Origin of the sequence: Aeromicrobium sp. Leaf245 (assembly GCF_942548115.1) — a bacterium.
In the GTDB taxonomy this organism is placed as follows: Bacteria; Actinomycetota; Actinomycetes; order Propionibacteriales; family Nocardioidaceae; genus Aeromicrobium.
Genome location: NZ_OW824151.1, coordinates 2472822 through 2498762, shown reverse-complemented (window position 1 = coordinate 2498762; position 25941 = coordinate 2472822). Strand labels below are relative to the sequence as shown.

Here is a 25941-nt window from a genome sequence, read left to right as displayed (position 1 = left end):
CGGGCGCTGGCGAGAGTGAGGGCATCACATCGACACCAGGAGGAACCATGAAGCTCTCAGTCCGCACCGGAATCGCCGCCGTCGCCGGCACCCTCGCCCTCGGCACCGCCGGGTTCGCCCTGTCGGCGGCCAACGCCGACGACACCGACCGCGACCCCGCCCTCAAGCGCGAGGACACCAGCACCTCGTGGACGGTGCCGGCCGCCGACGACGATGACGACGACCGCGACGGCCGCGACGACGACCTCAACACGCAGGTGACCGCGCAGACGGCCAACACGGCTCAGACCGCGCAGACCCGGAACACGGCCCCCACGGCCAACACCAAGAACACGGCGCAGACCAAGAACACCGCGCCGACGAAGAACACGGCCAAGACGGTGCAGTCGGCTCCCACCAAGAACACCGCCAAGACGGTCCAGTCGGCGCCCACGAAGAACACCGCGCCGAGCGCCCCGACCAAGAACACCGCCCCGACGAACGACACGAACAGCTGATGTCCGACGACCGCTGGGGCCTGGCCGGGGGCGACGAGATCGCCCCCGGCCTCACGGCCGTGAAGGACCTCGGGGGAGGCACCGTCTACGAGGCGTGGCTCGCCTTCGACGAGCGCCTGCACGCCCCCGTGGTCGTCAAGGTGCTGCGGCCCGGCCACGTGGAGGACCCCGCCTCGCGCGCCGGCTTCGACCGCGAGATCGGGCTGCTGTCGCGGCTGGCGCACCCGGGCATCACGCGGGTCTTCTCCTACGACGACGAGGCCGAGCGCCCGTACTTCGTGCTGGAGCACGTGGACGGTCCCAATCTCTCGCGCCTGATCGGCAAGCACGGTGCGGTCCCCGAGCACCAGCTGCTGCCGCTGGCGCTCGAGCTCGCGTCGGTGCTGCACTACCTGCACGGTGAGGACGTCCTCCACCTCGACATCAAGCCGAGCAACGTCATCATGGGCTCGCCGGCCCAGCTGATCGACCTGTCCGTCGCCCTGGACGCCTCCGAGGCCGCCGCCCTCGACCACGCGGTCGGCAGCGACGAGTACATGGCCCCCGAGCAGTGCCTGCCGGGGGAGCGCGGCACCGTCGGTCCCGCGGCCGACGTCTGGGGCCTCGGCGCCACGTTGTTCCGCGCCGCGGCCGGCTTCCGCGCCTTCGACCGCGACCCGCGCTGGGCCCAGCTGCAGGACGAGCCGAAGCCGCTTCCCGCCCACGTGCACCCGGGCGCCGCCGACCTCATCAACCGCTGCCTCGACCCCGACCCGGCGGCGCGTCCCACGCCGACGCAGATCGCGCACGACCTCGAGCCGATGATCGCCGGCCTGCCCAGCGCCCGGTTGTCGGGGTTCACGCTGAAGCGCTGAGCCTCTTCGTCGTTGCGTAGCCGTCCGTCCGGGTCTCGACCTGCGGTTGCGTCGCTGTGGCTGGGGCGTTCCTTGCTGCTGCGTTGCTGTTGCTGCGAGTCGACCTGCGCTCCGAAAGGGCCTGGACCGGCGGTCGGGTGCGGGGTCGGCCGGGCTCTCGGAGCGTGGCTCGGGGGGGACGCAAGATTCTGCGTTGGAGCGTGAGAGCTTGAAGGATGCTGCGTTCCGGTCCGGATCCTGTCGTGAACGCAGCATCGTTCGGGGTCCTGCACGCGAAGGCAGAATCCTGCGTCCGCGGGGCTTCGGTGCACGGTGGGTGGGCAAGGATTCTCCCTTCTCGTGGACCGTTCCACGCAGATGGAGAATTCCTGCCCTCGAGGACGTCATGTCGTCGCCGTGATTCTTCCTTGACGAGGCACGGTCCACGCGAAGGAAGAATCGTGCGCGTATCCCGCACAGAAGAAGAATCGTGGCCGCGCCCCGCAGACCCAGCCGAGCCCAGACCCCCCGGTCCGGTCGAGGCCCTTTCGGAGACCGCGCCCACTCGTAGCCACAGCGACGCAGCAGCACGTGAAGGCCCCACGGCAGCGACGCAGCAGCAAGCGAAGCCCCTACGGCAGCGACGCAGCAGCAAGCGAAGCCCCTGCGGCAGCGACGCAGCAGCACGGAAAGACCCAGCCACGGCGACGCAGCATGCCGGGCGGACCTCAGTCCACTCGGTACCCCAGCCCCCGCACGGTGGTGACGAGCTCGGCACCCAGCTTCCGTCGCAGGTACCCGACGTAGACGTCCACGACGTTGGAGCCGGGGTCGAAGTCGTAGCCCCACACGTGCGAGAGCAGCTGCTCACGCGACAGGACCTGACCACGGTGGCTCATGAGGACCTCGGCCAGCGAGAGCTCGCGGGCCGAGAGCTCCACCTCGCGCTCGCCGACGTAGGCCCGCCGCCGACGCAGGTCCAGCCGGACGTCGCCGGCCACGAGCTCGTCGTCCGGGGCGGCCTGGGCGGGGGAGCGGAGCCTCAGCCGCACACGGGCCAGCAGCTCGGCGAAGCGGAACGGCTTGCTCATGTAGTCGGCGGCGCCGCCCTCCAGCGCCTGGACCGTGTCGGTCACCGAGTCGCGAGCGGTCAGCACGATGACCGGCAGCTCGGGGCGCTCGGCCTGCACACGCTCGAGGATGGTGAACCCGTCCAGGCCGGGCAGGCCGATGTCGAGGATCATCAGGTCGAACGGGCCGGTGAGGGCGTAGTCGAGCCCGCTCACGCCGTCCGCGACCACCGTGGGGGTGAACCCCTCGGCCTTGAGGCCCTTGGAGACGAACGAGGCGATGCGGTCCTCGTCCTCGACCACCAGGATCCGGTTCACCACTGTCCTCCTGCCGGGACGACCAGCCGGAACGTCGCGCCGGTGCCACTGGTCGGTCCATGGTCGCTCGTGCTGGGCTCATCTGTGCTGGGTTCGTCGAGCACCACCTGGCCCTCGTGGGCCCGGGCGATCACCGCGACGATGGAGAGCCCGAGGCCGAAGCCGGCGTGCTCGTCCTCGCCCTGCGAGAAGCGCTCGAAGATCGTCTCACGCAGCGCGGGCGAGACGCCGGAGCCCGTGTCGCGGACCCACAGCTCGACGTTCCCCTCGTGCAGGCGCGATCCGATGCCGATCTCGTCACCGGCGGCCGTGTGGCGGACGGCGTTGTCCGCCAGCTGGAGCAGCGCCTGGGTGATGCGTTGTGGATCGACCTCCACCGTCGTGCGCGCGACGCCGTCGAGCACCCAGGAACGCTCCGCGAGCCCGCGGGCTCGCTCCAGCACACCGACCGTCAGGGCCTCGACGTCGGTGCGCTCGAGCCGCACGAAGTCGGGACGCTCGGCCTTGGCGAGCAGCAGGAGGTCGTTCACGAGCCGGGTCATCCGGTCGATCTCGTCGAGCAGCAGCACGCGGGTCGTGCGCACGTCGTCGGGGTCGGTGAGGTCGAGGACCTCCAGGTGCCCCTGCAGGACGGTGAGAGGGGTGCGCAGCTCGTGCGCGGCGTCGTCGAGGAGTCGACGCTGGCTGGCGAAGGCCTCCTCCAGGCGGTCGAGCATGTCGTTGAACGTGCGCTGCAGCTCGCTCAGGTCGTCGTTGCCGCTCACCTCGAGCCGTCCGCTCAGGTCACCCTCGGTGATCCCCTGCGCGGTCTCACGGAGGCGGCGCACGGGGGAGAGGAGTCGGCCGGCGAGCCACGACGCGATCGCGGAGATCAGCACCACCGACAGCGCACTGAGCAGGGCGTAGGTGACCATCAGCTCGTCCAGCTGGTTGCGCGACTCGCTCACGTCGTGCGAGACGACGAAGGAGGCGCGCGCGGATCCCTGCTCCACCGGCTGGACCGCCACGCGGTAGTCGCGGTCGGCGACGGTCAGGTCGGCCACGCCGCCTGCGGTCTGGAGCCGCTCGACCAGGGCCGGGAAGCGCGGCGAGGTGCGCAGCGCCCGTTGGCCCTCGCCGACGAACGTGGGCTTGCCCGTGACGGGGAACTGCCAGAGGTTCTCCTCGGCGTCGGGCACGTTGCGGGACAGGAAGAACGCGATCAGGCGGTCGGGGTCGGCGAACCGTTCGCCCGTCTCCGGGTCGACTCCCTCGGCCTGGAGCCGACGCAGCTCGCCGACCTCCTGGGCCAGGCTGGTGTCGATCACGCGGTCGATGCGGCGCGACTCGAGCACGAAGAGCGTGGCACCGACGGCGACGAGGGCCGCCGCCGTCAGGAGCGCGACGGCGGCGGTGAGACGTTGGCGGACGGAGTAGCGGGGGCTGCGGCTCACGTCCACGGGTCGCTCCTGCGTCCACGGCGGAGCCGGGGAGGGAGGTCAGTCGTCATCGTCGTCCCGGTCGTCCCTGTCGTCATCGTCGTCGTCATCATCGTCGATGGGGCGCGGTGTCTGGGGGACGCGCTCGTAGTCGTCGTCGTCATCGTCGTCGTCCGCCGACGGGGTCGGCGACGGGGTGGGGGTGGGGCTCGGGGTGGAGCTCGTCGTCGTCGGCACCGTCACGGGGGCGAAGTCGCCGGCCGGTGCGTCGTCCTGCGCCACGACGCGCGCCGCCACGATGCCGAGCAGCACGACGGCGACCCCCACGACGAGGGGGACGAGGAGGCGGGAACGCGTCATGCGCACACTGTGCCGCACGGAGCACCTCGCCACGATGAGGTGGCGATGAGAGAACTCTCATCGAACGTCACCGCGCACGCGTGCCGCGAGCGCCGCTGTGGCACAGTTCTGGCGTGGCCACGTGGACAGAGCTGGGCGGGGCGTCGACCGCGCCGATCGCCGAGGACTCCGCCGTCACCATCGGGACGTTCGACGGCGTCCACCGAGGGCACCAGGCACTGCTGCAGCGGACGCGCGAGGTCGCCGACGGTCTGCCGGTCGTGGCCGTGACCTTCGAGCCGCACCCGGTCGCGGTCTTCGCCCCCGAGCGGGTCCCCGCCCGTCTCACGTCGCTCGAGCGCCGCGTGCAGCTGCTGCTCGAGCCGGCGCCCGGCGTGCGCGGGGCCGACCACGTCCGCGTCCTCGACTTCGACCGCGAGATGGCCTCCTGGTCACCTCGCGAGTTCGTCGAGCGCGTGGTGGTCGAGCAGCTGCGGGCCCGTCACGTGGTGGTCGGGGAGAACTTCACGTTCGGCGCCAAGGCCGCCGGCACCACGGAGGTGCTGCGCGAGCTGTGCGCCGAGCACGGCTGCTCGGCCGACGCGCTCACGCTCGTGGGGGACGCCGGGGCCCGGGGGGACGACGGGTCCGGCACCTGGTCGTCCACGCGGGTGCGGGGTCTCGTCGCCGAGGCCCGTCTCGCCGAGGCCGCAGCGGTGCTCGGCCGTCCGTACGAGGTGGACGGTGTGGTCACTCCCGGTGACCGCCGTGGCCGTGACCTCGGCTTCCCTACCGCCAACGTCCCGGTCGACGCCGGGTACTGCGTCCCGCCCGACGGGGTCTACGCCGGTCGCCTCGTCACCGGGGACGCCGCCTACCCGGCGGCCGTGTCCATCGGCACCAACCCGACCTTCGCCGGCACCGAGCGGCGGGTCGAGTCCTACGTGATGGACCACGGGCACGACCTCGACCTCTACGGACGCACCGTCCGGGTGGAGCTGGTCGAGCGGCTGCGCTCGATGGTGGCCTACGAGGGTGTCGAGGCCCTCGTCGAGCAGATGCACGCCGACGTCGCCGCCGCCCGCGCCGTGCTCGCTCGACCGTCCTGACCCGGGCGATTCGCCTGGAGGTGCCGCCCGCTGATAGCCTGGCAGGCGGCGTACCAACGCCCACGGATCATCAGAGCCCCGGTGGACATGCCCGGGAGCGCCGTGCAACGACCTCCCAGGAGAAGAATGTCGAAGAAGACCGCTGCCCCCACCGTCGCCGGCACGCCGCGTGACGAGATCATCAAGCAGTACGCCCGCAGCGAGGGCGACACCGGCTCCCCGGAGGTCCAGGTCGCGCTGCTCACCGAGCGCATCTCGCACCTGACGGAGCACCTGAAGGAGCACAAGCACGACCACCACAGCCGTCGTGGCCTGCTGCTGCTCGTCGGCCAGCGCCGTCGGCTGCTCAACTACCTCCAGGCCAAGGACATCGAGCGCTACCGCTCGCTCATCGAGCGCCTCGGTCTGCGTCGCTGACTTCGATCAGGCGGTCTCCCCAGTCGGGGTGGCCGCCTGATCCGCATCCGGGCCCGCCCAGGTCGTAGGACCTGGACGACCGCCCACCACAACTGAACATCGACACATCCACGGACGAGAGCCGCCACGTCGGGTCCGGTCCTCGGTAGTGGCCCTCGGGACGGCGATCGCCGCGCCGCGGGCCTCGATCGAAGACCGAAGGCCATCATCACGGCAGGTCCGGAGCTCGTCCCACCGCGCGACGACCGTCGCGAGAAGGGACTTCTATGTCCGACTCCATCCACACCACCGAGACCGTCATCGACAATGGTCGTTTCGGTACCCGCACGATCCGTTTCGAGACGGGTCAGCTCGCTCGCCAGGCCGCCGGCTCCGTGTCCGCGTTCCTGGACGACGACACGATGCTGCTCTCGGCCACCACGGCCGGCAAGCACCCCAAGGACCACTTCGACTTCTTCCCCCTCACGGTCGACGTCGAGGAGCGCATGTACGCCGCGGGACGCATTCCCGGCTCGTTCTTCCGTCGTGAGGGCCGCCCGGGCGAGGACGCGATCCTCACCTGCCGCCTGATCGACCGCCCGCTGCGGCCGACCTTCAAGAAGGGTCTGCGCAACGAGGTCCAGGTCGTCATCACGGTCCTGGCCCTGAACCCCGACACCCCGTACGACGTGCTGGCCATCAACGCCGCCTCCGCGTCCACGCAGATCTCGGGCCTGCCGTTCTCCGGTCCGATCGGCGCCACCCGCGTCGCCCTGATCGACGGCCAGTGGGTCGCCTTCCCGACGCACAGCCAGCTCGAGGACGCCGTGTTCGACATGGTCGTCGCGGGCCGCATCGCCACGCAGGCCGACGGCTCCAGCGACGTCGCGATCATGATGGTCGAGGCCGAGTCCACCGAGAACACCTGGGACCTCGTGCAGTCCGGTGTCCAGGCGCCCACCGAGGAGGTCGTGGCCGGTGGCCTCGACGCCGCCAAGGGCTTCATCCGCCAGCTGTGCGAGGCGCAGCAGCAGCTCGCCGAGGCCGCGGCCAAGCCCGTCCAGGACTTCCCGGTCTTCCTCGACTTCCAGGACGACGTCTACGACGCCGTCGCCGCAGCCGCCTCCGGCCCGCTGGCCGAGGCCCTCACGATCTCCTCCAAGGCCGATCGCGAGGACCGCGAGAGCCAGATCAAGGCCGACGTGCTCGACCAGCTCGGCGAGCAGTTCGAGGGTCGCGAGAAGGAGGTCGGTGCCGCGCTGCGTGCCGTCACCAAGAGCCTCGTCCGCCAGCGTGTGCTCCGCGACAAGGTGCGCATCGACGGTCGTGGACTCGCCGACATCCGTGAGCTGTCGGCCGAGGTCGGCGTCATCCCGCGCGTGCACGGCTCGGCCCTGTTCCAGCGTGGCGAGACCCAGATCCTGGGCGTGACCACGCTGAACATGCTCGACCTGGTGCAGAAGCTCGACACGCTGAGCCCCGAGAGCACGCGTCGGTACATGCACAACTACAACTTCCCCCCGTTCTCCACGGGTGAGACGGGCCGCGTCGGTTCGCCGAAGCGCCGCGAGATCGGCCACGGTGCGCTCGCCGGCCGCGCGCTCCTGCCGGTCCTGCCCACCAAGGAGGAGTTCCCCTACGCGATCCGTCAGGTCTCCGAGGCGCTGAGCTCGAACGGCTCCACGTCGATGGGCTCGGTCTGCGCCTCGACGCTCGGTCTGCTCAACGCCGGTGTGCCGCTGCGCGCCCCGGTCGCGGGCATCGCGATGGGCCTCATCTCCGGTGAGGTCGACGGCGCCACCGAGTACGTCACCCTCACCGACATCCTCGGTGCCGAGGACGCGTACGGCGACATGGACTTCAAGGTCGCGGGCACGCCCGAGTTCATCACGGCCCTGCAGCTGGACACCAAGCTCGACGGCATCCCCGCCGACGTGCTCGCCGGTGCCCTCACGCAGGCCAAGGGTGCGCGCCTGACGATCCTCGACGTCATGTCCGAGGCCATCGACGCGCCCGACGAGATGAGCGAGTTCGCCCCGAAGATCATCACGGTGAAGGTGCCGGTCGACAAGATCGGCGAGGTCATCGGCCCGAAGGGCAAGATGATCAACCAGATCCAGGACGACACCGGCGCCAAGATCTCGATCGAGGACGACGGCACCGTCTACATCGCCGGCGAGGCCGGCGGTGCGGCCGACCGTGCGCGCGACGCCATCAACGCGATCGCCAACCCGACGATGCCCGAGGTCGGCGAGCGCTACCTCGGCACCGTCGTCAAGACGGTCGACTTCGGTGCGTTCATCGCGCTCTCGCCGGGCAAGGACGGGCTGCTGCACATCAGCAAGCTGCGCGACCTCAACGGCGGCCAGCGCGTGAACAACGTCGAGGACGTCGTCTCGGTGGGCCAGAAGATCCAGGTCCAGATCGCCGAGCTCGGCGACCGCGGCAAGATCTCGCTGATCCCCGTCCCCGAGGACGCAGCTCCCGAGGACGCCACCGACGAGGCCCCGGCCGACGCCGAGGAGTCCACGGACGCCTGATCGGTCCACGTCACGAGGCCCTCACCCCTTCGGGGGTGGGGGCCTCGTCGCGTTCGGTCCGGGCGGTCGACCGGGAGGTGGGGTCACGGCCCTCGGCGTGAGACGATCCGCGAGATGACCGACTTCCGTGAGCGCGCCGCCGCGCTCGATGCTGCCGACCCGCTGGCCGTGTACCGCCAGCAGTTCGTGCTCGACGCCGACATGGTGGCCTACCTCGACGGCAACTCGTTGGGTCGGCTGCCTCTGCGCACGCGAGAGCGCCTCGCCTCGTTCGTGCGTGACGAGTGGGGCAGCCGTCTGATCCGTGGCTGGTCGGAGGGCTGGACCGAGCTGCCGGTCGAGGTGGGCGACGAGGTGGGCGCCCTCGTCGGTGCCGCACCCGGTCAGACGGTGGTGGCCGACTCGACGTCGATCTGCATCGCGAAGGCCCTGCACGCCGCGGCGTCGATCGTGCCCGGACGCAGCCGGATCGTCGTCGACGCCGGCGACTTCCCGACCGACCGCTACCTGGCGTCGCACGTGGCGGCAGCCCGTGGCATGGAGCTGGTCACGATCGAGCGTGACGCCGAGGGCGACCTGACCGACTCGTTGGACGCCGTGCTCGACGAGCGCACTGCCGTCGTGCTGCTGAGCCACGTCGACTACCGGTCCGGCGCCCTGCTGGACCTGGCCGCGCTCACCGACCGGGTGCACGCGGCCGGTGCCCTGGTCGTGTGGGACCTGTGCCACTCGGTCGGGGTGGTGCCCACCGCGCTCGACGCCGCGGGCGTGGACCTCGCGGTCGGCTGCACCTACAAGTACCTCAACGGTGGACCGGGCTCACCGGCGTTCCTGTACGCGGCGGCTCGCCACCTCCCCGTGCTCGAGCAGCCGCTGCCGGGCTGGTGGAGCGCCGACGACCTCTTCGCCATGGCCGACGACTACCGCCCCGCCGTGGACGCACGTCGGTTGCTGTCGGGGACGCCGAACGTCGCCGGCCTGCTGGCGGTGCGCGAGGGTGCGGCCATGGCCGCCGAGGCGGGCGTGGACGCAGTGCGGGTCAAGTCGGTGCTGCTCACGACCTTCGCGATCGACGCGCTCGACGTGCTGGCCGCCGACGGCAGTCCGGTCGAGGTGGTCACACCGCGTGACGCGGCACGTCGCGGTGGTCACGTGACCGTGCGGGTCCCCGACGCGCGCGCCGTCACGGCAGCGCTGGTGGACCGTGGCGTGGTGCCCGACTTCCGCGAGCCCGACCTGGTGAGGCTCGGGCTCGCGCCCCTCACCACGTCGTTCGCGGAGCTGCACGCCGGGCTCGTGGTGCTGCGCGACGTGCTCGCTCGATAGCCTGAGGTCATGACTCGTGTAGCCGTGCTGGGCGCCCGTGGGCGCATGGGTTCGACCTCCGTCGAGGCGCTCGACGCCGCCGACGGGATCGAGGTCGTCGCCCAGGTCGACGTCGGCGACTCCATCGACCTGGTGGGGGAGTCCGGAGCCGAGGTGGCCCTCGTCTTCACCACGCCCGACGTCGCGCTCGACCAGGTCCTGTGGTGCATCGAGCGCGGGGTGCACGTGGTCGTGGGCACCTCGGGATTCGACGGCGAGCGGCTGCGGTCGGTGCGTACGGCCGTCCACGAGCGCACCGGGGTCTCGGTGCTCGTGGTGCCCAACTTCTCCATCGGCGCGGTGCTCCTCATGCGCTTCGCCGCCACGGCCGCGCCCTTCTTCGAGTCCGTCGAGGTGATCGAGATGCACCACCCTGCGAAGGTCGACGCCCCCTCGGGGACGGCCGTCCGCACGGCCGAGCTGATCGCGGCCGCCCGCGCCGAGGCCGGTTCGCCGCCGGTCCCCGACGCCACCACCACCGACCCCGACGGTGCTCGGGGTGCCCAGGTCGACGGGATCACGGTGCACGCCGTGCGCTCGCGTGGCTTCGTCGCGTCCCAGGAGGTGCTCCTGGGCGGCGAGGGGGAGATCCTGAGCCTGCGGCACGACTCGTCCACGCGGGAGTCGTTCATGCCCGGCGTGGTGGCGGCCGTGCGTCACGTGGCCGACCGGCCGGGTGTCACCGTCGGTCTCGACGTGGTCCTCGGCCTCGGCGACTGATGGAGGTCGCGTACGCGCCCGGTCGGGTGGCGGACGTCGTCGGCGACGGTCCCACCGTCCTGCTCTGGCACGGCTCCGGCCCGAACGAGCGCCACGCCCTCGCCCGACTCGCCACCGCCGTGGCGACGTCCGGGCACCGGACCGTCACGCCGGACTGGGACGTGACCTCCTCGGACGGCGGACGCGCCGACCTGCTGACCTCCCTACGCTTCGCCCGGGAGACCGCTGACCATGATCCCGACGGTCTGGTGCTCGTCGGCTGGTCCCGCGGGGGCGTCGCAGCAGCGAGCCTCACCCTGAACCAGCGACGGCTCGGGGTCGGCCTCGCACGTACGGTCTGCGTCGCCGCCGCTCCGTTCCCTCGCGCCGACCCGATCAGCGGCGCGATGCTCGGACCGGCGTCGCCACCGGTGGCGCGCGGGACGACGGTCGCGTTCGTGACCGGGCTGCGTGACGAGCGGACACCGATCGACGAGGTGCGCGCCGTCCACCGGCAGTGGAACCACGCGGGCTGGCCCACGACGTTGCACGAGCTCGACGCCGACCACTTCTCCGTCGTCGAGGACCACGCCGAGGACGTCGCCGCCGTCGTGGTCAGCTGACCCGGGGCTACAGACGCAGGAGGGCGGCGCTGAGGGCTGCTGCCCCCACCACGGCGAGGAACGGCACACGCAGCACCAGCAGCACCGCCGCCACGGCGAGGGCGGCGAGGCGCGCGTCGACGGCGACGCGCTGTCCATCGGCCAGCACCTGCACGGCCACCAGGGCACCGAGAAGAGCCACCGGGATCAGGTCGACGGCACGTCGGGTGGCGGGGTGCTCGAGGACCCGCTCCGGCACCGAGAGCCCGGCGAGCTTCAGGGCGTAGCAGCCGACGCACGTGAGCACGATGCCCAGCCAGGTGGCGCTCACGACGCGGGCCGTCCGAGCCGGTCACGCAGCAGCAGGCCTGCCGCGACGGCCACCGCGCCGCCGGCGATGATCGGCACGCCGGCGGGGGAGAGCGGCACCAGGCCCAGGGCCACCCCGGCGCCGACCAGCGCGACGACCCGGGCGAGTGCTCCGGACAGGCGTGGCCAGAGCAGGGCCAGGAACGCCGCGCCGACCGCGGCGTCGAGCCCGTAGGTGCGGGGGTCGCCGATCGCGGTGCCCGCGAGCGCGCCGGCGAGGGTCGACAGGTTCCACAACAGGTAGATCGAGGCGCCGGTCCACCAGAACCCGAGCCTGCCGAGGACGTGGTCGCGCTGGGCGACGGCGACGGCCGTCGACTCGTCGATCACGAGGTGCGCGCCCAGGGTCCTCCGCACCCCGGTGAGACGCAGGATCGAGGCGAGGCTGAGACCGTAGAACAGGTTGCGCGTGCCCAGCAGCACGGACGTGAGGGCACCGGTCAGCGGAGCTCCGCCGGCCGCGACCACGCCGATGAAGGCGAACTGGGAGGCACCGGTGAAGGCCACCAGGGACAGCACGCACGTCTGCAGGACGCTGAGTCCCGACGCGGTGCCCAGGGCGCCGAACGAGACGCCGTAGAGACCGGTGGCCACGCCGACCCCCAGGGAGTCGGCCACGACTCGGCGACGGGCGGCACTGGATGGTTCGGGGGAGCGGTCGCTCACTCCTCGACCAACGAGGTGACGAGTCGCACCTGCTTCACGGTGTGGGCGCCGGTCTCGTCGGCGAGCTCACGGTGGGCCCCGTCGGCGGCCCACCCGGTGCCGACCACGAAGGCTCGCAGGGCGTCGTCGGTCGTGGGCAGCCACCACCGGGCTCGCTCGAAGCCGTCGGCGCGCAACGTGTCGATGGCGGCCTGGAGCAGCCGCGAGCCGTGACCCTCGCCGCGGTGGCCGGGGTCGACCAGCAGCTCGCCGACCTCGCCGTCGGCGACCTGGTCGGCGTCGGGGTCGTGGCAGGGGTGCACGAAGGCCACCCCGCGGAGCGTGGCCTGCTCGAGCGCGACGAGCACCCGGGCGCGAGCGTCCGGGGGAGTCGTGAGGAGTGCGTGCCACGCCGGGGCGACGTCGACGGTGGTCATGTCCCCGAAGGCGTCACGCCAGGCGGCCTGCTGGACGGTCGCGATCGCCGCCACGTCGTCGGGCCAGGCGAGCCGGACGCTCACGTCGGCGGTCACCACGACCGGAAGCTCTCGACGAGTCGTGTCTCGGCGCCCTCGGCCTCGAGCATCGCAGCGGTCATGGTCAGGTTGCGCAGGCCGGGCCACGTCTCGAAGCCCAGCAGGAACAGGCCCGGGACCCCGGCGAGCAGGATCGGCCAGCCGCCCCAGGTGCCCACGAACGAGACGAGGATCGCCAGCAGCACGGACGCCTCGCAGAACATCAGCTTGCGCACCGTCTGCGCGGCGTAGATGCCGATCGCGCGGCGCTCGAGGTCGTCGGGGTCGTCGTCGGGATCGAGCGGGGAGGCCTGCAGCCAGACTCGTTCGGAGAGCACGGCGGCGACCACGACCACCAGCAGCAGCACCGCCAGCAGCCACCACGGCGGAAGATCGGCGTCGGTGCCACCGAGGGCCAGGAAGATCAGCGTCATGAAGCCTGCGGTCAGACCGATCTGCAGGAGGGCGAAGCGGCGGACCTCCTGCGGGGAGGCCTCGTACTCGGCGAGGGGCACGACCAGAGTTTCGCACAGGACCTGTCGGCGTCGGCGGGTATCCTCCGGAGCATGCAGGCCTACCTCGACCTCGTCCGCCGGATCCTCGACGAGGGCGTCGAGAAGGGCGACCGCACCGGAACCGGCACCCGCAGCGTGTTCGGGCACCAGATGCGCTTCGACCTCACGGCCGGGTTCCCGCTGGTCACCACCAAGAAGGTGCACCTCAAGTCGGTCGTCGGCGAGCTCCTCTGGTTCGTCTCGGGCGACACCAACACCCGGTGGCTCCGCGAGAACGGCATCACCATCTGGGACGAGTGGGCCGACGAGAACGGCGACCTCGGGCCGGTCTACGGCCACCAGTGGCGCTCGTGGCCGACGCCGGACGGCGAGACGATCGACCAGCTGGTGGGTGTCATCGAGTCGCTGAAGGCCGACCCGGACTCCCGGCGCCACATCGTCAGCGCCTGGAACGTGGCCGACCTGCCCGCCATGGCGCTCGCGCCCTGCCACGCCTTCTTCCAGTTCTACGTCGCACCGGCCGACGACGGGGGCCCGGGCCGCCTGTCGTGCCAGCTCTACCAGCGGTCGGCCGACGTCTTCCTCGGCGTGCCGTTCAACATTGCGTCCTACGCGCTGCTCACGCACATGGTCGCGCAGGTCGCCGGGCTGCGGGTGGGTGACTTCGTCCACACCTTCGGCGACGCGCACCTGTACCTCAACCACCTCGACCAGGCCCGCCTGCAGCTCGAGCGCGAGCCGCGCCCCCTGCCCGAGCTGTGGCTGGACCCGTCGGTCACGAGCATCGACGGGTTCACCTTGGACTCGGTCAAGGTCACCGGGTACGACCCCCACCCGGGCATCAAGGCACCGATCGCCGTCTGAGCACACGCATGACTACCGCCACCACCACGCTCGTCGTCGCGATGGGCGCCAACCGGGTGATCGGGGTCGACGGCGCCCTGCCCTGGCGGCTCCCCGAGGACCTGGCCCACTTCAAGCGGCTCACGCTCGGCCACCCGATGGTCATGGGGCGGGCCACGTACGAGTCCATCGGCCGGCCGCTGCCGGGCCGCACCACCATCGTCGTCACCCGCGACGCGCGGTGGAGCGCCGAGGGTGTCGAGGTGGCGCACTCCCTCGACGAGGCGCTCGACCGCGCCCGGTCGCTCGACGACGAGGTGTTCCTGGTCGGTGGCGCCCAGGTCTACGCTGCGGCGCTCGAGCGCGACCTGGTCGACGTCCTGGTGGTCACCCGCGTGGCCGCGGCGCCGGACGGCGACACGTACTTCCCGCGGATCGACTGGGAGCGCTGGCACGAGGCGGGCCGGGTCCCGCACGTCGGACCGGAGCCCGAGCGGGTGCCGTTCGACATCGTCACCTACGTGCGCGCCTGACCCGGCGCGCCGTCGGCCCCGGGCCTCAGTCGAGGTAGGTCGCCGCGAAGTCGTCGTGGTGGACCGGACGCCCGATCACGTACCCCTGGGCGAAGTCGACGCCCTCGGCGCGCGCCACGTCGAGGACGGCTCCCTCGGCCACGAACTCCGCGACCGTCTCCTTGCCGAGCGCCTTCGCCATGGCCACCACCGATCGCAGGATCGTCCGGTCGACACCGTTGCGGTGCGAGTCGGCCACGAACTCGCCGTCGATCTTGAGCAGGTCGAAGTCGAGGTGCTTGAGGTAGGAGAGGGACCCGAACCCCGCGCCGAAGTCGTCGAGGGCCAGCCGGCATCCGGTCGACGCGACCCGTCGGGCGAAACCACGCGCGTTCTCGAGGTCGGAGACCGCCGCCGTCTCCGTGATCTCCAGCACGAGTGACTGCGGTGGGAAGGCACCCGAGGTGGCTGCCGAGACGATCATCCGTTCCAGCTCGGGATCGCCGATCGTCAGCCCGGACACGTTCACCTCGAGCACGAAGCCCGGCCGGACCCGCTGCAGGTCGGTCAGGATCGGCAGCGCATGGGCAAGGACCCAGCGGTCGAGGGCCGCGATGAGACCCGCACGTTCTGCGATGTAGAGGAATCGGCCGGGCATCACGAGAGCCCCGTCGGGGTCCCGCATGCGCAGCAGCGCCTCTGCGCCGGTGATCCGTCCCGACGCGACGTGCTGGATCGGCTGGAGGTGGAGCTCGAAGTCGTCGTGCTCGAGCGCGTGCTCGAGGCGCTCGCGCCAGCGCAGTCGCGCCCCGAGACGGGGGACCTCGTTCAGGGCGACACCGAGCACGGCGGCCCGGTCGCGGCCTGCGTCCTTGGCGTCGTACATGAGCATGTCGACCGTCGCGAGGGCGTCGTCACCGGACAGGCTGTCGGCGTAGGTGATCGGCAGGACTCCCACGCTGGCCGTGACCCGCCGCCGCGTCCCGTCGAGGGTCGCCGTGTGGTCGCGGATGCGTTCGACGAGTCGGTTCGCGAGCGCTGACGCCTCCTCCGGTCCCGCGGACGGCAGGAGCACTCCGAACTCGTCGCCGCCGAGTCGCGCCACGATGTCCGCGTCCCCCAGCTCGCGGCGCAGGACCGCGGCGACCGAGGAGATCAGCTCGTCGCCGGCCCGGTGCCCGAGCGTGTCGTTCACCTCCTTGAAGTGGTCCAGGTCCAGCAGGAGGAGCGCGCCGCGTGCCCCCGTGCGGCGGCACTCCACGAGGTGGCGTTCGAGGTCGCGGTCGAAGCGGCGCCGGTTCACCAGACCGGTGAGTGCGTCGTGGTCGGCCATGTGGGTGAGCTGGAGCTCGTAGCGCTGGCGGTCCGACACGTCGACGACGTTGACGATGATGTCGGCCGACGACGTGTCCTCGTCGGCTCGCAGTCGTGCCAGCGACAGGGAGAGGTGGACCACGTGGTCGTCGTTGGACTCCCACGTCCACGACGTGGTCGCGAGGCGCGCCGGGCTCTCGTCGAGCTCGGCCAGGAGGCGTCGGCTGGACTCCGGGTCGGGGGAGAGGTCGACGAGGTTCCGGCCCACGAGCGCTCCCGCGGGGAGCGGCAGCATCCGCTCGAGTGCGCCGTTCACCTCGAGGACGACACCGTCGGCGTCGAGGACGGCGATGCCGTGCGGCGCGTCCAGGAAGAGGTGCTCGGCGCGGTCCCGGGCCCGAGCCACCTCGCGCTCACGCCGACGCTCCGCGCTGACGTCGCGCGCCACGATCAGTGCGCGTGGACCGTCCGCCGTGTCCAGGGGCGTGACGACGACGTGGTGCTCGTCCCCGGTGCGGGTCGCCGCGAGGTCCTCCTCCGACGTGGTGCCGTCGATGGCGAGCGGGACGAGCCGGTTCCAGATCGCCATGTTGACCGGTCCCGAGAAGGCATCGAGCGGCTGACCCACCTTGCCCTCGATCCCCTGACGCATGGCCCCGGCCCCGGCGACGAGCTCGATGGTCATCGACGGGTCGACGACGACGACCGTCGCGTCCGGCAGCTGGTCCATCACCGTGCGCCATCGGGCTTCTGCGGCCGCGAGCCGGCGCTGGTCCGAGACCGCGGCAGTCGCGTCGATGGCGACGTGGAGGTAGCCGACCACGGTGCCGTCGTCGTGGCGGAGCTCGGTGACCGCGAGGCGCACGAAGATCCTCGTCCCGTCGGCGCGCAGGTAGGTCCAGACCTGGCTCGGCGCGTCCTCGGCGGCGAGCTCGGCGAGGACGTGCCCCGGGTCGCTGTCGCGGGCCGTCGCGGTGGCCGCGAGCTCCTTCGGGTCGTGCAACGACGAGACGTTCACGCGTCCCACGACCTCGACGGCTCGGTACCCCAGGAGGTGCTCGGCCCCCACGCCGAAGGACGTGATCAACCCGGCGCGGTCGGTCGCGACCATGCTGCTCAGTCGCGCGCCTCCCAGCAGGCCGCGCGCCTCGGCCGCAGCCTGCTGGTGCTCGCGCCGTTCGACGGCGAGACGGCGCACGACGTCCTGGATGGCTGGGCCGATGAAGAGGGAGACGCCCGTCCAGATGAGGGCCATCCGCCACCCGCTGGTGGGGTAGCGCGGATCGCCGATGAGCAGCGCGGGCACCAGGAAGAGCACCAGGGTGGCCAGGGCAGAGAGCCAGAGGTCCTTGCGGCGACCGAACAGGGCCAACCACAGGACGGGGAGCGCGACGAGCCCGCCCCCGCCGCCCATGGCGCCGCCGCTCACCTCGCGCGCGGCGGCGATCACCACGAAGAAGAACAGCGGGGCACCGGGATCGGCCCAGGTGCGTACCGGCGACGTGAGGCTGCGAGCGAGGATCGCGAGGGTGACGGCGAAGAGTGCCACCACGTGCCACGGCTGCACGGGTGTCGTCGACTCCGGGTGGGGCGGTACGAGGAGGCCGAGGAGGCCGAGCGTGCCGACCGCGACGAACGGGGCGGCGGTGCGCAGGGTCGGTCGGTCCTCGACCGGCGTGGCGCGGGTGTCCCTCGTCATGGCTCAGGGTAGGAGCGAGCCGGGGTCACGTGGTGGACCTGAGACCACTGACGACTGCATATTGACGTAGGTAACTTAATCTGTGCACCATGGTCGGGTGGCCTACGACCCGACGCAACCGGCCTACCGGCTGCACACTCTCGTCTCGGCGCTCGACGCCGCGGCCGACCGCATGCTCGGCGAGTCGTTCGACATCAGCTACGGCCGGTTCCTGACCCTGGTCACGATCCAGGTGCTCGGCGCGCCCACGCAGGTCGAGCTCGCCGGCGCCCGTGGCGTCTCCGCACCCGCGGCCAGTCGGATGGTGCAGTCGCTGGTCGCGGCCGGGCTCGTCACCGCGACCCGGACGGACGGGGCGGGCAATCGTCGAGTCGTGCAGCTCACCGACGCGGGATCCACGCTCGTCGCCGACGGGGGACGGCTGCTGGAGTCCTCGTTCGAGCAGCTCCTGGCCGCGACCACCGTCACCGCCGACCAGGTGCGCTCGGTCACCGACCCCCTGCTCGCCCTCCTGAAGCCGGAGCTGTCATGACACCCCTGATCGCCACCCATGCCTTCGCCGCCGTCGTCGCGCTCCTGGTCGGGGCGTGGCAGCTCTTCCGGGGCCCGCGCGGCACCCAGGGGCATCGCGTGGCCGGGCGGGTGTGGGTCGTCGCGCTGATGTTCGTGGCCGCCTCGTCGTTCTGGATCCAGGAGATCCGGCCCGGGCACTTCAGTGCCCTGCACGCGCTCTCGGTGGTCACGCTGGTCACGGTTCCGCTCGGCATCCTCGGCGCACGGCAAGGTCGTATCCGCGACCACCGGTCTGCCATGACGGGCAACTGGATCGGGCTGGTGGGTGCCGGCATCGCCGCGGCGGCGGTGCCGGACCGCGCGATCCCGCAGCTCGTGGTGCACGACGCCGTCACCGCAGGTGTCGCGGGTCTGGCCGTCCTGGCGACCGCGGCCGCCGTCATCGGCGTCGGGCGCGTCGTCGACGCCGCCGTCGTGCCCCAGCCCTGACGACCTGCCCTGGCCACCAGTCCTGAGAGCCGCGCCGGAGGCGTGGGCCCCGAAGGTCAGGACAGGACGGCGAGCTGCCGGCTCTGTGCCACGAGGCGGCCCTGGTCGTCCCAGAGCTCGACGTCCTCGTCGTGGTAGCCGTGCACCACGTGGCGGGTCGTCACGTGCATCAGCGCCCACGCCGTCTCGGGGCGGCGGCGCAGGTGCACGGTCAGCTGGACGGTGGCGGAGGCCAGGAGTCCGAGCTCGGCCGTGACGGGCGGGTAGCCGTCGACGATGGCAGCGGCCGCGACGGCGTCGATCGGTCGGCCGTCCTTGGGTCGGACCCACACGCTGGCCTCGGGATCGCCGCTCGGCTCGCCGCGCAGCCAGCCGGGGACCTCGGGCAGACGGACCTCGTACCGGTCGACGATCGGGACCGCGCCGGACGGCACGTACCCGGAGACGTCGACGCCGTCGTCGGGCCCGCCGACGGGGGGCGCGCCGTGCGGCGTGTGCTCGGCCGAGCCGGCGGCGTCCCAGTCGTGCAGGGAGATGACCGCGTGCGCGACAGTGGCGCCGTTCTGCAGGAGCACTGCCTGGTGGACCGACACGCGTCGACCGACGCGCAACGTGGTCACCTCCACCGCGGCATCGCCCGGCGTCGGCGGCTTGAAGTAGCTCACCGAGACGGTGAGCAGGTCAGGGTGCGCAGGGGCGGTGGTGGCGGCCTCGTCGAGCGTGGCGCGGGCGAGCACGGCGAGCACGTAGCCGCCGTTGGCCGTCCCGTTGGGGGTGTTCCAGTCCGCGGTGAGGACGAGGTGGCGCAGGCCGTCGTCGCCGGGTGTCGAGGCGATGGCACGGTCGAGCTCGTACGTCGTCATGGGCTGACGGTAGCGACGCGCCTTGCCTGGCCCGCACGCGCGGTGCCGCACGTGGACGTCGCGCGACGAGGCACCTGGACGACCTGATCGACCCGGTCGCATCCTCCTGCGTGCTCAGCGGGCCGGACCGGACGCCGCAGCGTCGAGCGGTAACCTCGGTCCATGACCTCCCCGCTCGCCAGCGACGCCGCGCCGTTCGGGCGCGTCCTGACCGCCATGGTCACGCCGTTCACGCCCGACGGCGACCTCGACCTCGCTGCGGCGCAGAAGGTGGCGAAGCACCTGGTCGACCACGGCAACGACGGCCTCGTCGTCAGCGGCACCACCGGCGAGTCGCCCACCACCACGGTCGAGGAGGACGGACAGCTGCTGGCCGCCGTCGTCGAGGCCGTCGGTGACCGTGCCACCGTGGTGGCCGGTGTCGGCACGAACGACACCCGTCACTCCGTGCAGCTGGCGCAGCAGGCCCGCAAGGCCGGCGCCCACGGCCTGCTGGTCGTCACGCCCTACTACTCCAAGCCGCCGCAGTCGGGCATCGTCGCGCACGTCAACACCGTGGCCGAGGCCGGCGAGGACGTCCCGGTGATGCTCTACGACATCCCCGGACGCAGCGGAGTCATGCTGGCGACCGAGACCTACGTCGAGCTGCGCAGGAACCCGCTCGTGCTGTCGGTCAAGGACGCCGTCGGCGACTTCAACCGCGGTGCGTGGCTCATGCGCGAGACCGGCATCACGATCTACTCCGGCGACGACTCGCTGAACCTCGGCTGGCTCGCGTACGGAGCCAGCGGCATCGTCAGCGTCGTCTCCCACGCCGCGCCCCGTCGTCTCGCCGACCTGGTCGCCGCGGTCGACGCAGGCGACCTCGACGAGGCTCGCGCCATCCAGCGGCAGCTCCTGCCCATCGACCGGGCGATGATGACCGTCACCCAGGGCGTCATCACGGCCAAGGCCGTGCTGCAGATCCTGGGCGTGCTCGACAACCGCACGACCCGCGCGCCCCTGCCCGAGGCCACGGAGGACGAGGTCGCCATGCTGCGCGACGCCCTCGCCGCCTCCCACCTGATCGACCAGACCTGATCGACTGAACGGACGAACTCCTTGAGTCACATGCACACGGAGCTGGGCCCGCCCCCGGCCCTGGGCTCGAACACCCTGCGCGTCACCCCGCTCGGCGGACTCGGCGAGATCGGTCGCAACATGACCGTCTTCGAGTTCGGCGGCAAGCTGCTGATCGTCGACTGCGGCGTGCTGTTCCCCGAGGAGCACCACCCGGGCGTCGACCTGATCCTGCCCGACTTCGGCCCCATCCGGGAACGGCTCGACGACGTGGTCGCCGTCGTGCTGACCCACGGCCACGAGGACCACATCGGCGGTGTGCCGTACCTGCTGCGCGAGCGCGGGAACATCCCCGTGGTCGGCTCGAGGCTGACGTTGGCCCTCGTCGAGCCGAAGCTGCGCGAGCACCGGCTGCGCGACGTGCCGCAGCACGTGGTGGCCGAGAACGAGACGCTGCACCTGGGGCCGTTCGAGCTCGAGTTCGTGGCCGTCAACCACTCGATCCCCGACGCCCTCGCCGTCGCGGTCAAGACGCCCGCGGGCGTCGCGCTGCACACGGGCGACTTCAAGATGGACCAGCTGCCGCTCGACGGCCGCATCACCGACCTGCGCGCCTTCGCGCGGCTCGGCGAGGCCGGTGTCGACCTCTTCCTCACCGACTCCACCAACGCCGACGTGCCCGGGTTCACGGTGGCCGAGCGCAACATCACCCCGGCGATCGACGCGGTGTTCGCGTCCAGCACGCAGCGCGTCATCGTCGCCTCGTTCGCCTCGCACGTGCACCGGGTGCAGCAGGTCCTCGACGCCGCCGCCAAGCACGGCCGCAAGGTCGCCTACGTCGGACGCTCGATGGTGCGCAACATGCAGATCGCCCGCGACCTGGGGTACCTGCACGTGCCCGACGGGGTCGTCGTCGACCGGATCGACGCCGCGCCGCCGGAGAAGATGGTGCTGATGTCCACCGGTTCCCAGGGCGAGCCCATGGCCGCCCTGTCGCGCATCGCCAACCGCAGCCACCCCCAGGTCAGCCTCGAGCCGGGCGACACGGTCCTGCTGGCGTCCTCGCTCATCCCGGGCAACGAGAACGCCGTCTACCGCGTCATCGACGGGCTCACCAAGATCGGCGCGCGCGTGGTCCACAAGGGCAACGCCCTGGTGCACGTGTCCGGGCACGCGTCGGCCGGCGAGCTCCTCTACTGCTACAACATCGTCAAGCCCACCAACGTGCTGCCGGTGCACGGGGAGATCCGCCACCTGCACGCCAACGCCGCGCTGGCCACGCAGACGGGCGTGCCGAACGTGCTGCTGGCCGAGGACGGGTACGTCGTCGACCTGGTCGACGGGCACGCGTCCGTGGTCGGCGCGGTCCAGTGCGGCTACGTCTACGTCGACGGCTCCTCGGTCGGCGAGATCACCGACAGCGAGCTCAAGGACCGTCGGATCCTGCGCGACGAGGGCTTCATCTCCGTCGTCGTGGTGGTCGACTCCACGAACGGCAAGATCGTCACGGGCCCGGAGGTGCACGCGCGCGGTCTCGCCGAGGACGACTCCGTCTTCGACGAGATCACGCCCAAGATCGTCGACGCGGTGGAGCAGGCGCTGCGCGAGGGCACGCACGACACGCAGCAGCTGCAGCAGGTCGTGCGCCGTGTGCTCGGCTCGTTCGCCGGCCGGAAGCTGCGGCGTCGGCCCATGATCATCCCCATCGTGCTCGAGGCCTGAGCCGTCCGACCCGGTCCGATCGAGGACCTTCGGACTGTTACGCAGGTGAAACCTGTGGGCGGTGGTGCCGAAACACGCGCTGACTAACGTCGTCATCAAGAGTTCGGCGCGGGGCCGAACCGTGGTGGGACACCGGTTGCGGCCGGCAGCGTCGTTACGCACGACGGTGCCGGCCGTACGCCGATCTCCCCGCACGAGGGGGTTGGTCAGTGACGTCACGCAGGTCCGACGAGGTGTTGCTCGCCTGCTCATCCGGGCATGCCGATCCGGCCGAACGGGTGGCCCTCCAGGGCCTGGTCAACGCCGTGCGACGCGACGCTCCGTCGGTCGACGTGCGCGACACCCCGGTCGACCTGATGGCCCTCGACGACGCGTGGCCGCCCGTGCGGGTGGCGGTGCCGCTGACGCTGACCGGAGGGACCGCCGTGGCGGGCGCGCTGTCGGCCGCCTCCCGGCACGACCCGTCCCTCGTGGTCGCGCACCCGATCGGCCCGGACTGGACGTTGGCCGAGCTGTGCGTGCAGCGACTGATCGAGGCAGGGGCCCGCAAGGACGACACGATCGTCCTGGGTGTCTCCGGAGCCCATGACGACGCGGCGATCACGGGCTACTCCCGGATGGCGCGGCTGGTCAGCGCCGTGTGGGGCGGGCCGGTGCACATCGGCTCCATCGGCGGGAAGGACACGCCGCTCACCGACGCCGTCGACATCGCGCGGGCCTACGGCCAGCGGGTGGTGGTCTCGTCCTACGTGCTGACCCCGGGTCGCGACGCCGACATGCTGCGCCACTGCGGTGCCGACCTGGTGACGGCACCCGTGCTCGACGGCGGGCTGCCCGACCGACGGGTCGTCGACCTCGTGCTCGCTCGGTTCCACCAGGCCCTCGGTCTCGGCGTCGCAGCGCTCTGAGGTCGGTCGTCCGGCGGCTGCGCTGCCTCCGGTCTCCACGACGACCTGCGGCTGCGCTGCCCCGGCCTCGAGCGGGGCCGCTCTAGCGGGCTGTCCTCGGGCCGTGCTCGGGCCGTCAGAGGTAGGTGACGCACGTATCCGCGCCGTCAGAGGTAGGTCTCGCACCGAAGGGCGGTCTCGACAGGTGCGACGCCTACCTCTGACACGCCGGGAATCCCCGCCGGGTCGACGGCGTGGGTGCACGCCGACCCTCGACTTCTGGTTTAGGCTCTCGCCATGGCGACCCGAACGTCTTCCCCGCCGCGCAAGCGGCCGTCCGGCAGCCAGGCCCGCAAGAAGCCTGCCTCCCGCAGCACCGCGAAGCGCAAGCCCGCGGCGCGCAAGCCTGCCCCGCGGCGCACCGGACCCGGTCCCGTGGCCGCGGTGCTCGGCGGGCTCGCCCGTGCCTGCGCAGCCGTCTGGCTGGGCATCGCCGGAGCCGTCGGCGCGGTCGCGCGCAGCATCGGGCACTCCGCGGCCGAGCTGGAGCCCGAGCAGCGCCGTGACGGCGTCGGGTTCGGCATCGTCGCGCTCGCCATCGTCGTGGCCGCCGCCGTCTGGTGGCAGGTCCCCGGTCCGGTGGCCGACGCGGTGCGTGCCGCCACCACGGGCACGGTGGGTCTGCTGGCCTGGGCCGTGCCGATCCTGTTCGCCGTCATCGCCTGGCGCACGCTGCGCCACCCCGACCGCAACGGCCCCGTGGGCCGTCAGGTCATCGGCTGGTCGGCCATCTGCGGTGGCGTGCTCGGCCTCGTGCACCTCGCCCACGGCGTGCCGCGCCCGGAGGACATGGTCGAGGTCCGCGACGCCGGGGGAGCGGTCGGGTTCCTGTTCTCCGCCATCCCCATGGACCTGCTGCGCACCGAGTACGTCGTGGCCCCGATCCTCGTGCTCGTCGTCCTGTTCGGCCTGCTCGTCGTCACCGCCACGCCCCTGCACGCCGTGCCCACGCGACTGCAGGAGGCCCGCGATCGTGCCCTCGGACGTCACGTCGAGGACGCCGAGGCGGAGCCGGAGGCGAGCCCGCGCAAGCGTCACCCCCGCACCGTGGCCGACGAGCCGTACGAGAACCCGCTCGTCGACGGTCCCGACGAGGACCGCCAGGTCTCGGCCCGACGTCGCCGCAAGGCCGAGAAGGCCGAGGCCGACGCCGCGGCCGCGGCTGCGAGTGCGATGGAGGTCGACGCCGCGCCGGAGACCGAGGACACCACCGACGTCGTGCTGCCGCCCATGGAGCCGCTGCCGGCACGCGCCGAGCAGCTCGCACTCTCGGGTGACGTCGTCTACTCCCTGCCCGACTCCACGGTCCTGCGCGAGGGCAGCCCGCACAAGGCGCGCTCCGCGGCCTCCGACGAGGTCGTCGAGCGGCTCACCGAGGTCCTCGAGCAGTTCCAGATCGACGCCCAGGTCACCGGCTACACCCGCGGACCGACGGTCACCCGCTACGAGGTCGAGCTCGGACCGGCCGTCAAGGTCGAGAAGGTCACCGCGCTGAGCAAGAACATCTCCTACGCCGTGGCCTCGAACGAGGTCCGCATCCTCAGCCCGATCCCCGGCAAGTCCGCGATCGGCGTCGAGATCCCGAACGTCGACAAGGAGATGGTCTCCCTCGGCGACGTGCTCCGCTCGGCCAAGGCCCGCGGCGACCACCACCCGATGGTCATCGGCCTCGGCAAGGACGTCGAGGGCGGGTTCGTGGTCGCCAACCTCGCCAAGATGCCCCACCTGCTGGTGGCCGGCGCCACCGGCTCCGGCAAGTCGAGCTTCGTCAACTCCATGATCGCGTCGCTGCTGATGCGCTCGACGCCCGACGAGGTGCGGATGATCATGGTCGACCCCAAGCGGGTCGAGCTGACGGCCTACGAGGGCATCCCGCACCTCATCACGCCGATCATCACGAACCCCAAGAAGGCGGCCGAGGCGCTCCAGTGGGTCGTGCGCGAGATGGACCAGCGCTACGACGACCTCGCCAACTTCGGCTTCCGGCACGTTGACGACTTCAACAAGGCGGTGCGCGCCGGCTCCGTGAAGGTGCCCCCGGGCAGCGAGCGCGTGCTCACCCCGTACCCGTACCTCCTGGTGGTCGTCGACGAGCTCGCCGACCTCATGATGGTCGCCCCGCGCGACGTCGAGGACTCGGTCGTGCGCATCACGCAGCTCGCGCGCGCCGCCGGCATCCACCTGGTGCTCGCCACCCAGCGACCCAGCGTCGACGTGGTCACCGGGCTCATCAAGGCCAACGTGCCCAGCCGTCTGGCCTTCGCCACCAGCTCCCTCGCCGACAGCCGCGTGATCCTCGACCAGCCGGGCGCCGAGAAGCTCGTCGGGCAGGGCGACGGACTGTTCCTGCCCATGGGTGCCAACAAGTCGATGCGCATGCAGGGCGCCTGGATCACCGAGGCGGAGATCGCGGAGGTGGTCAAGCACTGCAAGGAGCAGCTGCAGCCGAGCTACCGCGACGACGTCACGGCACCCGCGCAGGCCAAGCGCGACCTCGACGACGACATCGGCGACGACATGGACCTGGTCATCCAGGCGGTCGAGCTCGTGGTCACCACGCAGTTCGGCTCGACGTCGATGCTGCAGCGCAAGCTGCGCGTCGGGTTCGCCAAGGCCGGCCGGCTCATGGACATCATGGAGAGCCGCGGCGTCGTGGGCCCGAGCGAGGGCTCCAAGGCCCGCGACGTGCTGATCAAGCCCGACGACCTCGAGGACGTCCTCGCCTCGATCAGCGTCGGCTGAGCGTGCCC

25 protein-coding genes are annotated in these 25941 nt (G+C 71.7%); 16 read left to right on the top strand and 9 right to left on the bottom strand.

Annotation, left to right across the window (positions count from 1 at the left end; translation table 11 throughout):
• Window positions 1–47 precede the first annotated feature (47 nt).
• Window positions 48–497, top strand: a complete 450-nt coding sequence (locus tag NBW76_RS12240) for a hypothetical protein (protein ID WP_055967432.1) — start codon at window positions 48–50, stop codon at window positions 495–497.
• Window positions 497–1351 (top strand): serine/threonine-protein kinase, encoded by an 855-nt coding sequence (locus NBW76_RS12235; protein WP_056554197.1) that lies wholly within the window; start codon window positions 497–499, stop codon window positions 1349–1351. Before NBW76_RS12240 ends, NBW76_RS12235 begins: the two co-directional genes overlap by 1 nt.
• Before the next feature lie 707 nt (window positions 1352–2058).
• On the opposite strand, the gene NBW76_RS12230 is transcribed toward NBW76_RS12235, so the two are convergent.
• The 3 genes from NBW76_RS12230 to NBW76_RS12220 are packed head-to-tail and all read right to left on the bottom strand — an operon-like array spanning window position 2059 to window position 4496.
• Window positions 2059–2718, bottom strand: a complete 660-nt coding sequence (locus tag NBW76_RS12230) for a response regulator transcription factor (protein WP_055968550.1) — start codon at window positions 2716–2718, stop codon at window positions 2059–2061.
• Complete coding sequence (locus NBW76_RS12225; protein WP_056554200.1) at window positions 2715–4157, bottom strand: cell wall metabolism sensor histidine kinase WalK; 1443 nt, start codon at window positions 4155–4157, stop codon at window positions 2715–2717. Before NBW76_RS12225 ends, NBW76_RS12230 begins: the two co-directional genes overlap by 4 nt.
• A gap of 39 nt (window positions 4158–4196) precedes the next feature.
• Window positions 4197–4496: a hypothetical protein gene (locus NBW76_RS12220; protein WP_056554203.1), complete on the bottom strand. Its 300-nt coding sequence runs from the start codon at window positions 4494–4496 to the stop codon at window positions 4197–4199.
• 113 nt (window positions 4497–4609) lie between these two features.
• Here NBW76_RS12220 and NBW76_RS12215 point away from each other — a divergent pair, with 113 nt between their 5' ends.
• The 6 genes from NBW76_RS12215 (at window position 4610) to NBW76_RS12190 (ending at window position 11207) form a co-directional block, all read left to right on the top strand.
• Window positions 4610–5584: a bifunctional riboflavin kinase/FAD synthetase gene (locus NBW76_RS12215; protein ID WP_235492947.1), complete on the top strand. Its 975-nt coding sequence runs from the start codon at window positions 4610–4612 to the stop codon at window positions 5582–5584.
• A gap of 126 nt (window positions 5585–5710) precedes the next feature.
• The gene (gene rpsO, locus NBW76_RS12210; RefSeq protein ID WP_055967444.1) at window positions 5711–6001 is read left to right on the top strand and encodes a 30S ribosomal protein S15; all 291 of its coding nucleotides are present in this window, start codon (window positions 5711–5713) and stop codon (window positions 5999–6001) included.
• Window positions 6002–6267: 266 nt separating this feature from the next.
• The gene (locus NBW76_RS12205; RefSeq protein WP_055967446.1) at window positions 6268–8520 is read left to right on the top strand and encodes a polyribonucleotide nucleotidyltransferase; all 2253 of its coding nucleotides are present in this window, start codon (window positions 6268–6270) and stop codon (window positions 8518–8520) included.
• Between the two features lie 114 nt (window positions 8521–8634).
• The gene (gene kynU / locus NBW76_RS12200) at window positions 8635–9846 is read left to right on the top strand and encodes a kynureninase (protein ID WP_056554205.1); all 1212 of its coding nucleotides are present in this window, start codon (window positions 8635–8637) and stop codon (window positions 9844–9846) included.
• Between the two features lie 9 nt (window positions 9847–9855).
• Window positions 9856–10605, top strand: a complete 750-nt coding sequence (gene dapB, locus NBW76_RS12195; RefSeq protein ID WP_055967452.1) for a 4-hydroxy-tetrahydrodipicolinate reductase — start codon at window positions 9856–9858, stop codon at window positions 10603–10605.
• Window positions 10605–11207: an alpha/beta hydrolase gene (locus tag NBW76_RS12190; RefSeq protein ID WP_056554208.1), complete on the top strand. Its 603-nt coding sequence runs from the start codon at window positions 10605–10607 to the stop codon at window positions 11205–11207. Before dapB ends, NBW76_RS12190 begins: the two co-directional genes overlap by 1 nt.
• Before the next feature lie 7 nt (window positions 11208–11214).
• Here NBW76_RS12190 and NBW76_RS12185 read toward each other — a convergent pair whose 3' ends face one another.
• Genes NBW76_RS12185 through NBW76_RS12170 form a run of 4 tightly spaced genes read right to left on the bottom strand, consistent with a single transcriptional unit; the run spans window position 11215 to window position 13230 of the window.
• A complete protein-coding gene (locus tag NBW76_RS12185; RefSeq protein ID WP_055967458.1) occupies window positions 11215–11517 on the bottom strand; it encodes an AzlD domain-containing protein in 303 nt (100 codons plus the stop codon).
• Window positions 11514–12173 (bottom strand): AzlC family ABC transporter permease, encoded by a 660-nt coding sequence (locus NBW76_RS12180; protein WP_235492948.1) that lies wholly within the window; start codon window positions 12171–12173, stop codon window positions 11514–11516. The genes NBW76_RS12185 and NBW76_RS12180 overlap by 4 nt, the downstream gene beginning before the upstream one ends.
• Before the next feature lie 44 nt (window positions 12174–12217).
• On the bottom strand, window positions 12218–12736 hold the full coding sequence (locus NBW76_RS12175) for a GNAT family N-acetyltransferase (RefSeq protein WP_055967464.1): 519 nt from the start codon (window positions 12734–12736) through the stop codon (window positions 12218–12220).
• On the bottom strand, window positions 12730–13230 hold the full coding sequence (locus NBW76_RS12170) for a hypothetical protein (protein WP_056554213.1): 501 nt from the start codon (window positions 13228–13230) through the stop codon (window positions 12730–12732). Before NBW76_RS12170 ends, NBW76_RS12175 begins: the two co-directional genes overlap by 7 nt.
• 51 nt (window positions 13231–13281) lie before the next feature.
• Here NBW76_RS12170 and NBW76_RS12165 point away from each other — a divergent pair, with 51 nt between their 5' ends.
• Entirely contained in the window at window positions 13282–14094 is an 813-nt protein-coding gene (locus NBW76_RS12165) for a thymidylate synthase (RefSeq protein ID WP_055967469.1), read from the top strand.
• A gap of 8 nt (window positions 14095–14102) precedes the next feature.
• On the top strand, window positions 14103–14606 hold the full coding sequence (locus tag NBW76_RS12160; RefSeq protein WP_055967472.1) for a dihydrofolate reductase: 504 nt from the start codon (window positions 14103–14105) through the stop codon (window positions 14604–14606).
• Between the two features lie 25 nt (window positions 14607–14631).
• Here the strand turns inward: NBW76_RS12160 and NBW76_RS12155 are convergent, their stop codons facing one another.
• Window positions 14632–17598, bottom strand: a complete 2967-nt coding sequence (locus NBW76_RS12155) for an EAL domain-containing protein (RefSeq protein ID WP_056554216.1) — start codon at window positions 17596–17598, stop codon at window positions 14632–14634.
• A gap of 97 nt (window positions 17599–17695) precedes the next feature.
• Here NBW76_RS12155 and NBW76_RS12150 point away from each other — a divergent pair, with 97 nt between their 5' ends.
• Together NBW76_RS12150 and NBW76_RS12145 are read left to right on the top strand one after the other, a co-directional pair.
• Complete coding sequence (locus NBW76_RS12150) at window positions 17696–18130, top strand: MarR family winged helix-turn-helix transcriptional regulator (RefSeq protein WP_056554219.1); 435 nt, start codon at window positions 17696–17698, stop codon at window positions 18128–18130.
• Window positions 18127–18600: a DUF2306 domain-containing protein gene (locus NBW76_RS12145; protein WP_055967480.1), complete on the top strand. Its 474-nt coding sequence runs from the start codon at window positions 18127–18129 to the stop codon at window positions 18598–18600. The genes NBW76_RS12150 and NBW76_RS12145 overlap by 4 nt, the downstream gene beginning before the upstream one ends.
• Before the next feature lie 56 nt (window positions 18601–18656).
• On the opposite strand, the gene NBW76_RS12140 is transcribed toward NBW76_RS12145, so the two are convergent.
• On the bottom strand, window positions 18657–19463 hold the full coding sequence (locus NBW76_RS12140; protein ID WP_056554222.1) for a thioesterase family protein: 807 nt from the start codon (window positions 19461–19463) through the stop codon (window positions 18657–18659).
• Between the two features lie 162 nt (window positions 19464–19625).
• Between NBW76_RS12140 and dapA the strand changes: the two genes are divergently transcribed.
• From dapA to NBW76_RS12120, 4 genes are all read left to right on the top strand, one after another.
• On the top strand, window positions 19626–20543 hold the full coding sequence (gene dapA, locus NBW76_RS12135; protein WP_056554225.1) for a 4-hydroxy-tetrahydrodipicolinate synthase: 918 nt from the start codon (window positions 19626–19628) through the stop codon (window positions 20541–20543).
• Between the two features lie 21 nt (window positions 20544–20564).
• On the top strand, window positions 20565–22244 hold the full coding sequence (locus NBW76_RS12130) for a ribonuclease J (protein ID WP_056554228.1): 1680 nt from the start codon (window positions 20565–20567) through the stop codon (window positions 22242–22244).
• Window positions 22245–22522: 278 nt separating this feature from the next.
• Window positions 22523–23152: a sirohydrochlorin chelatase gene (locus tag NBW76_RS12125; protein ID WP_055967492.1), complete on the top strand. Its 630-nt coding sequence runs from the start codon at window positions 22523–22525 to the stop codon at window positions 23150–23152.
• A gap of 276 nt (window positions 23153–23428) precedes the next feature.
• A complete protein-coding gene (locus NBW76_RS12120) occupies window positions 23429–25933 on the top strand; it encodes a DNA translocase FtsK (protein WP_082481897.1) in 2505 nt (834 codons plus the stop codon).
• Window positions 25934–25941 lie beyond the last annotated feature (8 nt).

Excerpts from the sequence above, each read along its gene's own strand:
- NBW76_RS12240 (WP_055967432.1), top strand. The coding sequence starts at position 48 with ATGAAGCTCTCAGTCCGCACCGGAATCGCCGCCGTCGCCGGCACCCTC.
- NBW76_RS12235 (WP_056554197.1), top strand. The coding sequence starts at position 497 with ATGTCCGACGACCGCTGGGGCCTGGCCGGGGGCGACGAGATCGCCCCC.
- NBW76_RS12220 (WP_056554203.1), bottom strand. The coding sequence starts at position 4,496 with ATGACGCGTTCCCGCCTCCTCGTCCCCCTCGTCGTGGGGGTCGCCGTC.
- rpsO (WP_055967444.1), top strand. The coding sequence starts at position 5,711 with ATGTCGAAGAAGACCGCTGCCCCCACCGTCGCCGGCACGCCGCGTGAC.
- NBW76_RS12205 (WP_055967446.1), top strand. The coding sequence starts at position 6,268 with ATGTCCGACTCCATCCACACCACCGAGACCGTCATCGACAATGGTCGT.
- kynU (WP_056554205.1), top strand. The coding sequence starts at position 8,635 with ATGACCGACTTCCGTGAGCGCGCCGCCGCGCTCGATGCTGCCGACCCG.
- dapB (WP_055967452.1), top strand. The coding sequence starts at position 9,856 with ATGACTCGTGTAGCCGTGCTGGGCGCCCGTGGGCGCATGGGTTCGACC.
- NBW76_RS12190 (WP_056554208.1), top strand. The coding sequence starts at position 10,605 with ATGGAGGTCGCGTACGCGCCCGGTCGGGTGGCGGACGTCGTCGGCGAC.
- NBW76_RS12165 (WP_055967469.1), top strand. The coding sequence starts at position 13,282 with ATGCAGGCCTACCTCGACCTCGTCCGCCGGATCCTCGACGAGGGCGTC.
- NBW76_RS12160 (WP_055967472.1), top strand. The coding sequence starts at position 14,103 with ATGACTACCGCCACCACCACGCTCGTCGTCGCGATGGGCGCCAACCGG.
- NBW76_RS12155 (WP_056554216.1), bottom strand. The coding sequence starts at position 17,598 with ATGACGAGGGACACCCGCGCCACGCCGGTCGAGGACCGACCGACCCTG.
- NBW76_RS12145 (WP_055967480.1), top strand. The coding sequence starts at position 18,127 with ATGACACCCCTGATCGCCACCCATGCCTTCGCCGCCGTCGTCGCGCTC.
- NBW76_RS12140 (WP_056554222.1), bottom strand. The coding sequence starts at position 19,463 with ATGACGACGTACGAGCTCGACCGTGCCATCGCCTCGACACCCGGCGAC.
- dapA (WP_056554225.1), top strand. The coding sequence starts at position 19,626 with ATGACCTCCCCGCTCGCCAGCGACGCCGCGCCGTTCGGGCGCGTCCTG.
- NBW76_RS12120 (WP_082481897.1), top strand. The coding sequence starts at position 23,429 with ATGGCGACCCGAACGTCTTCCCCGCCGCGCAAGCGGCCGTCCGGCAGC.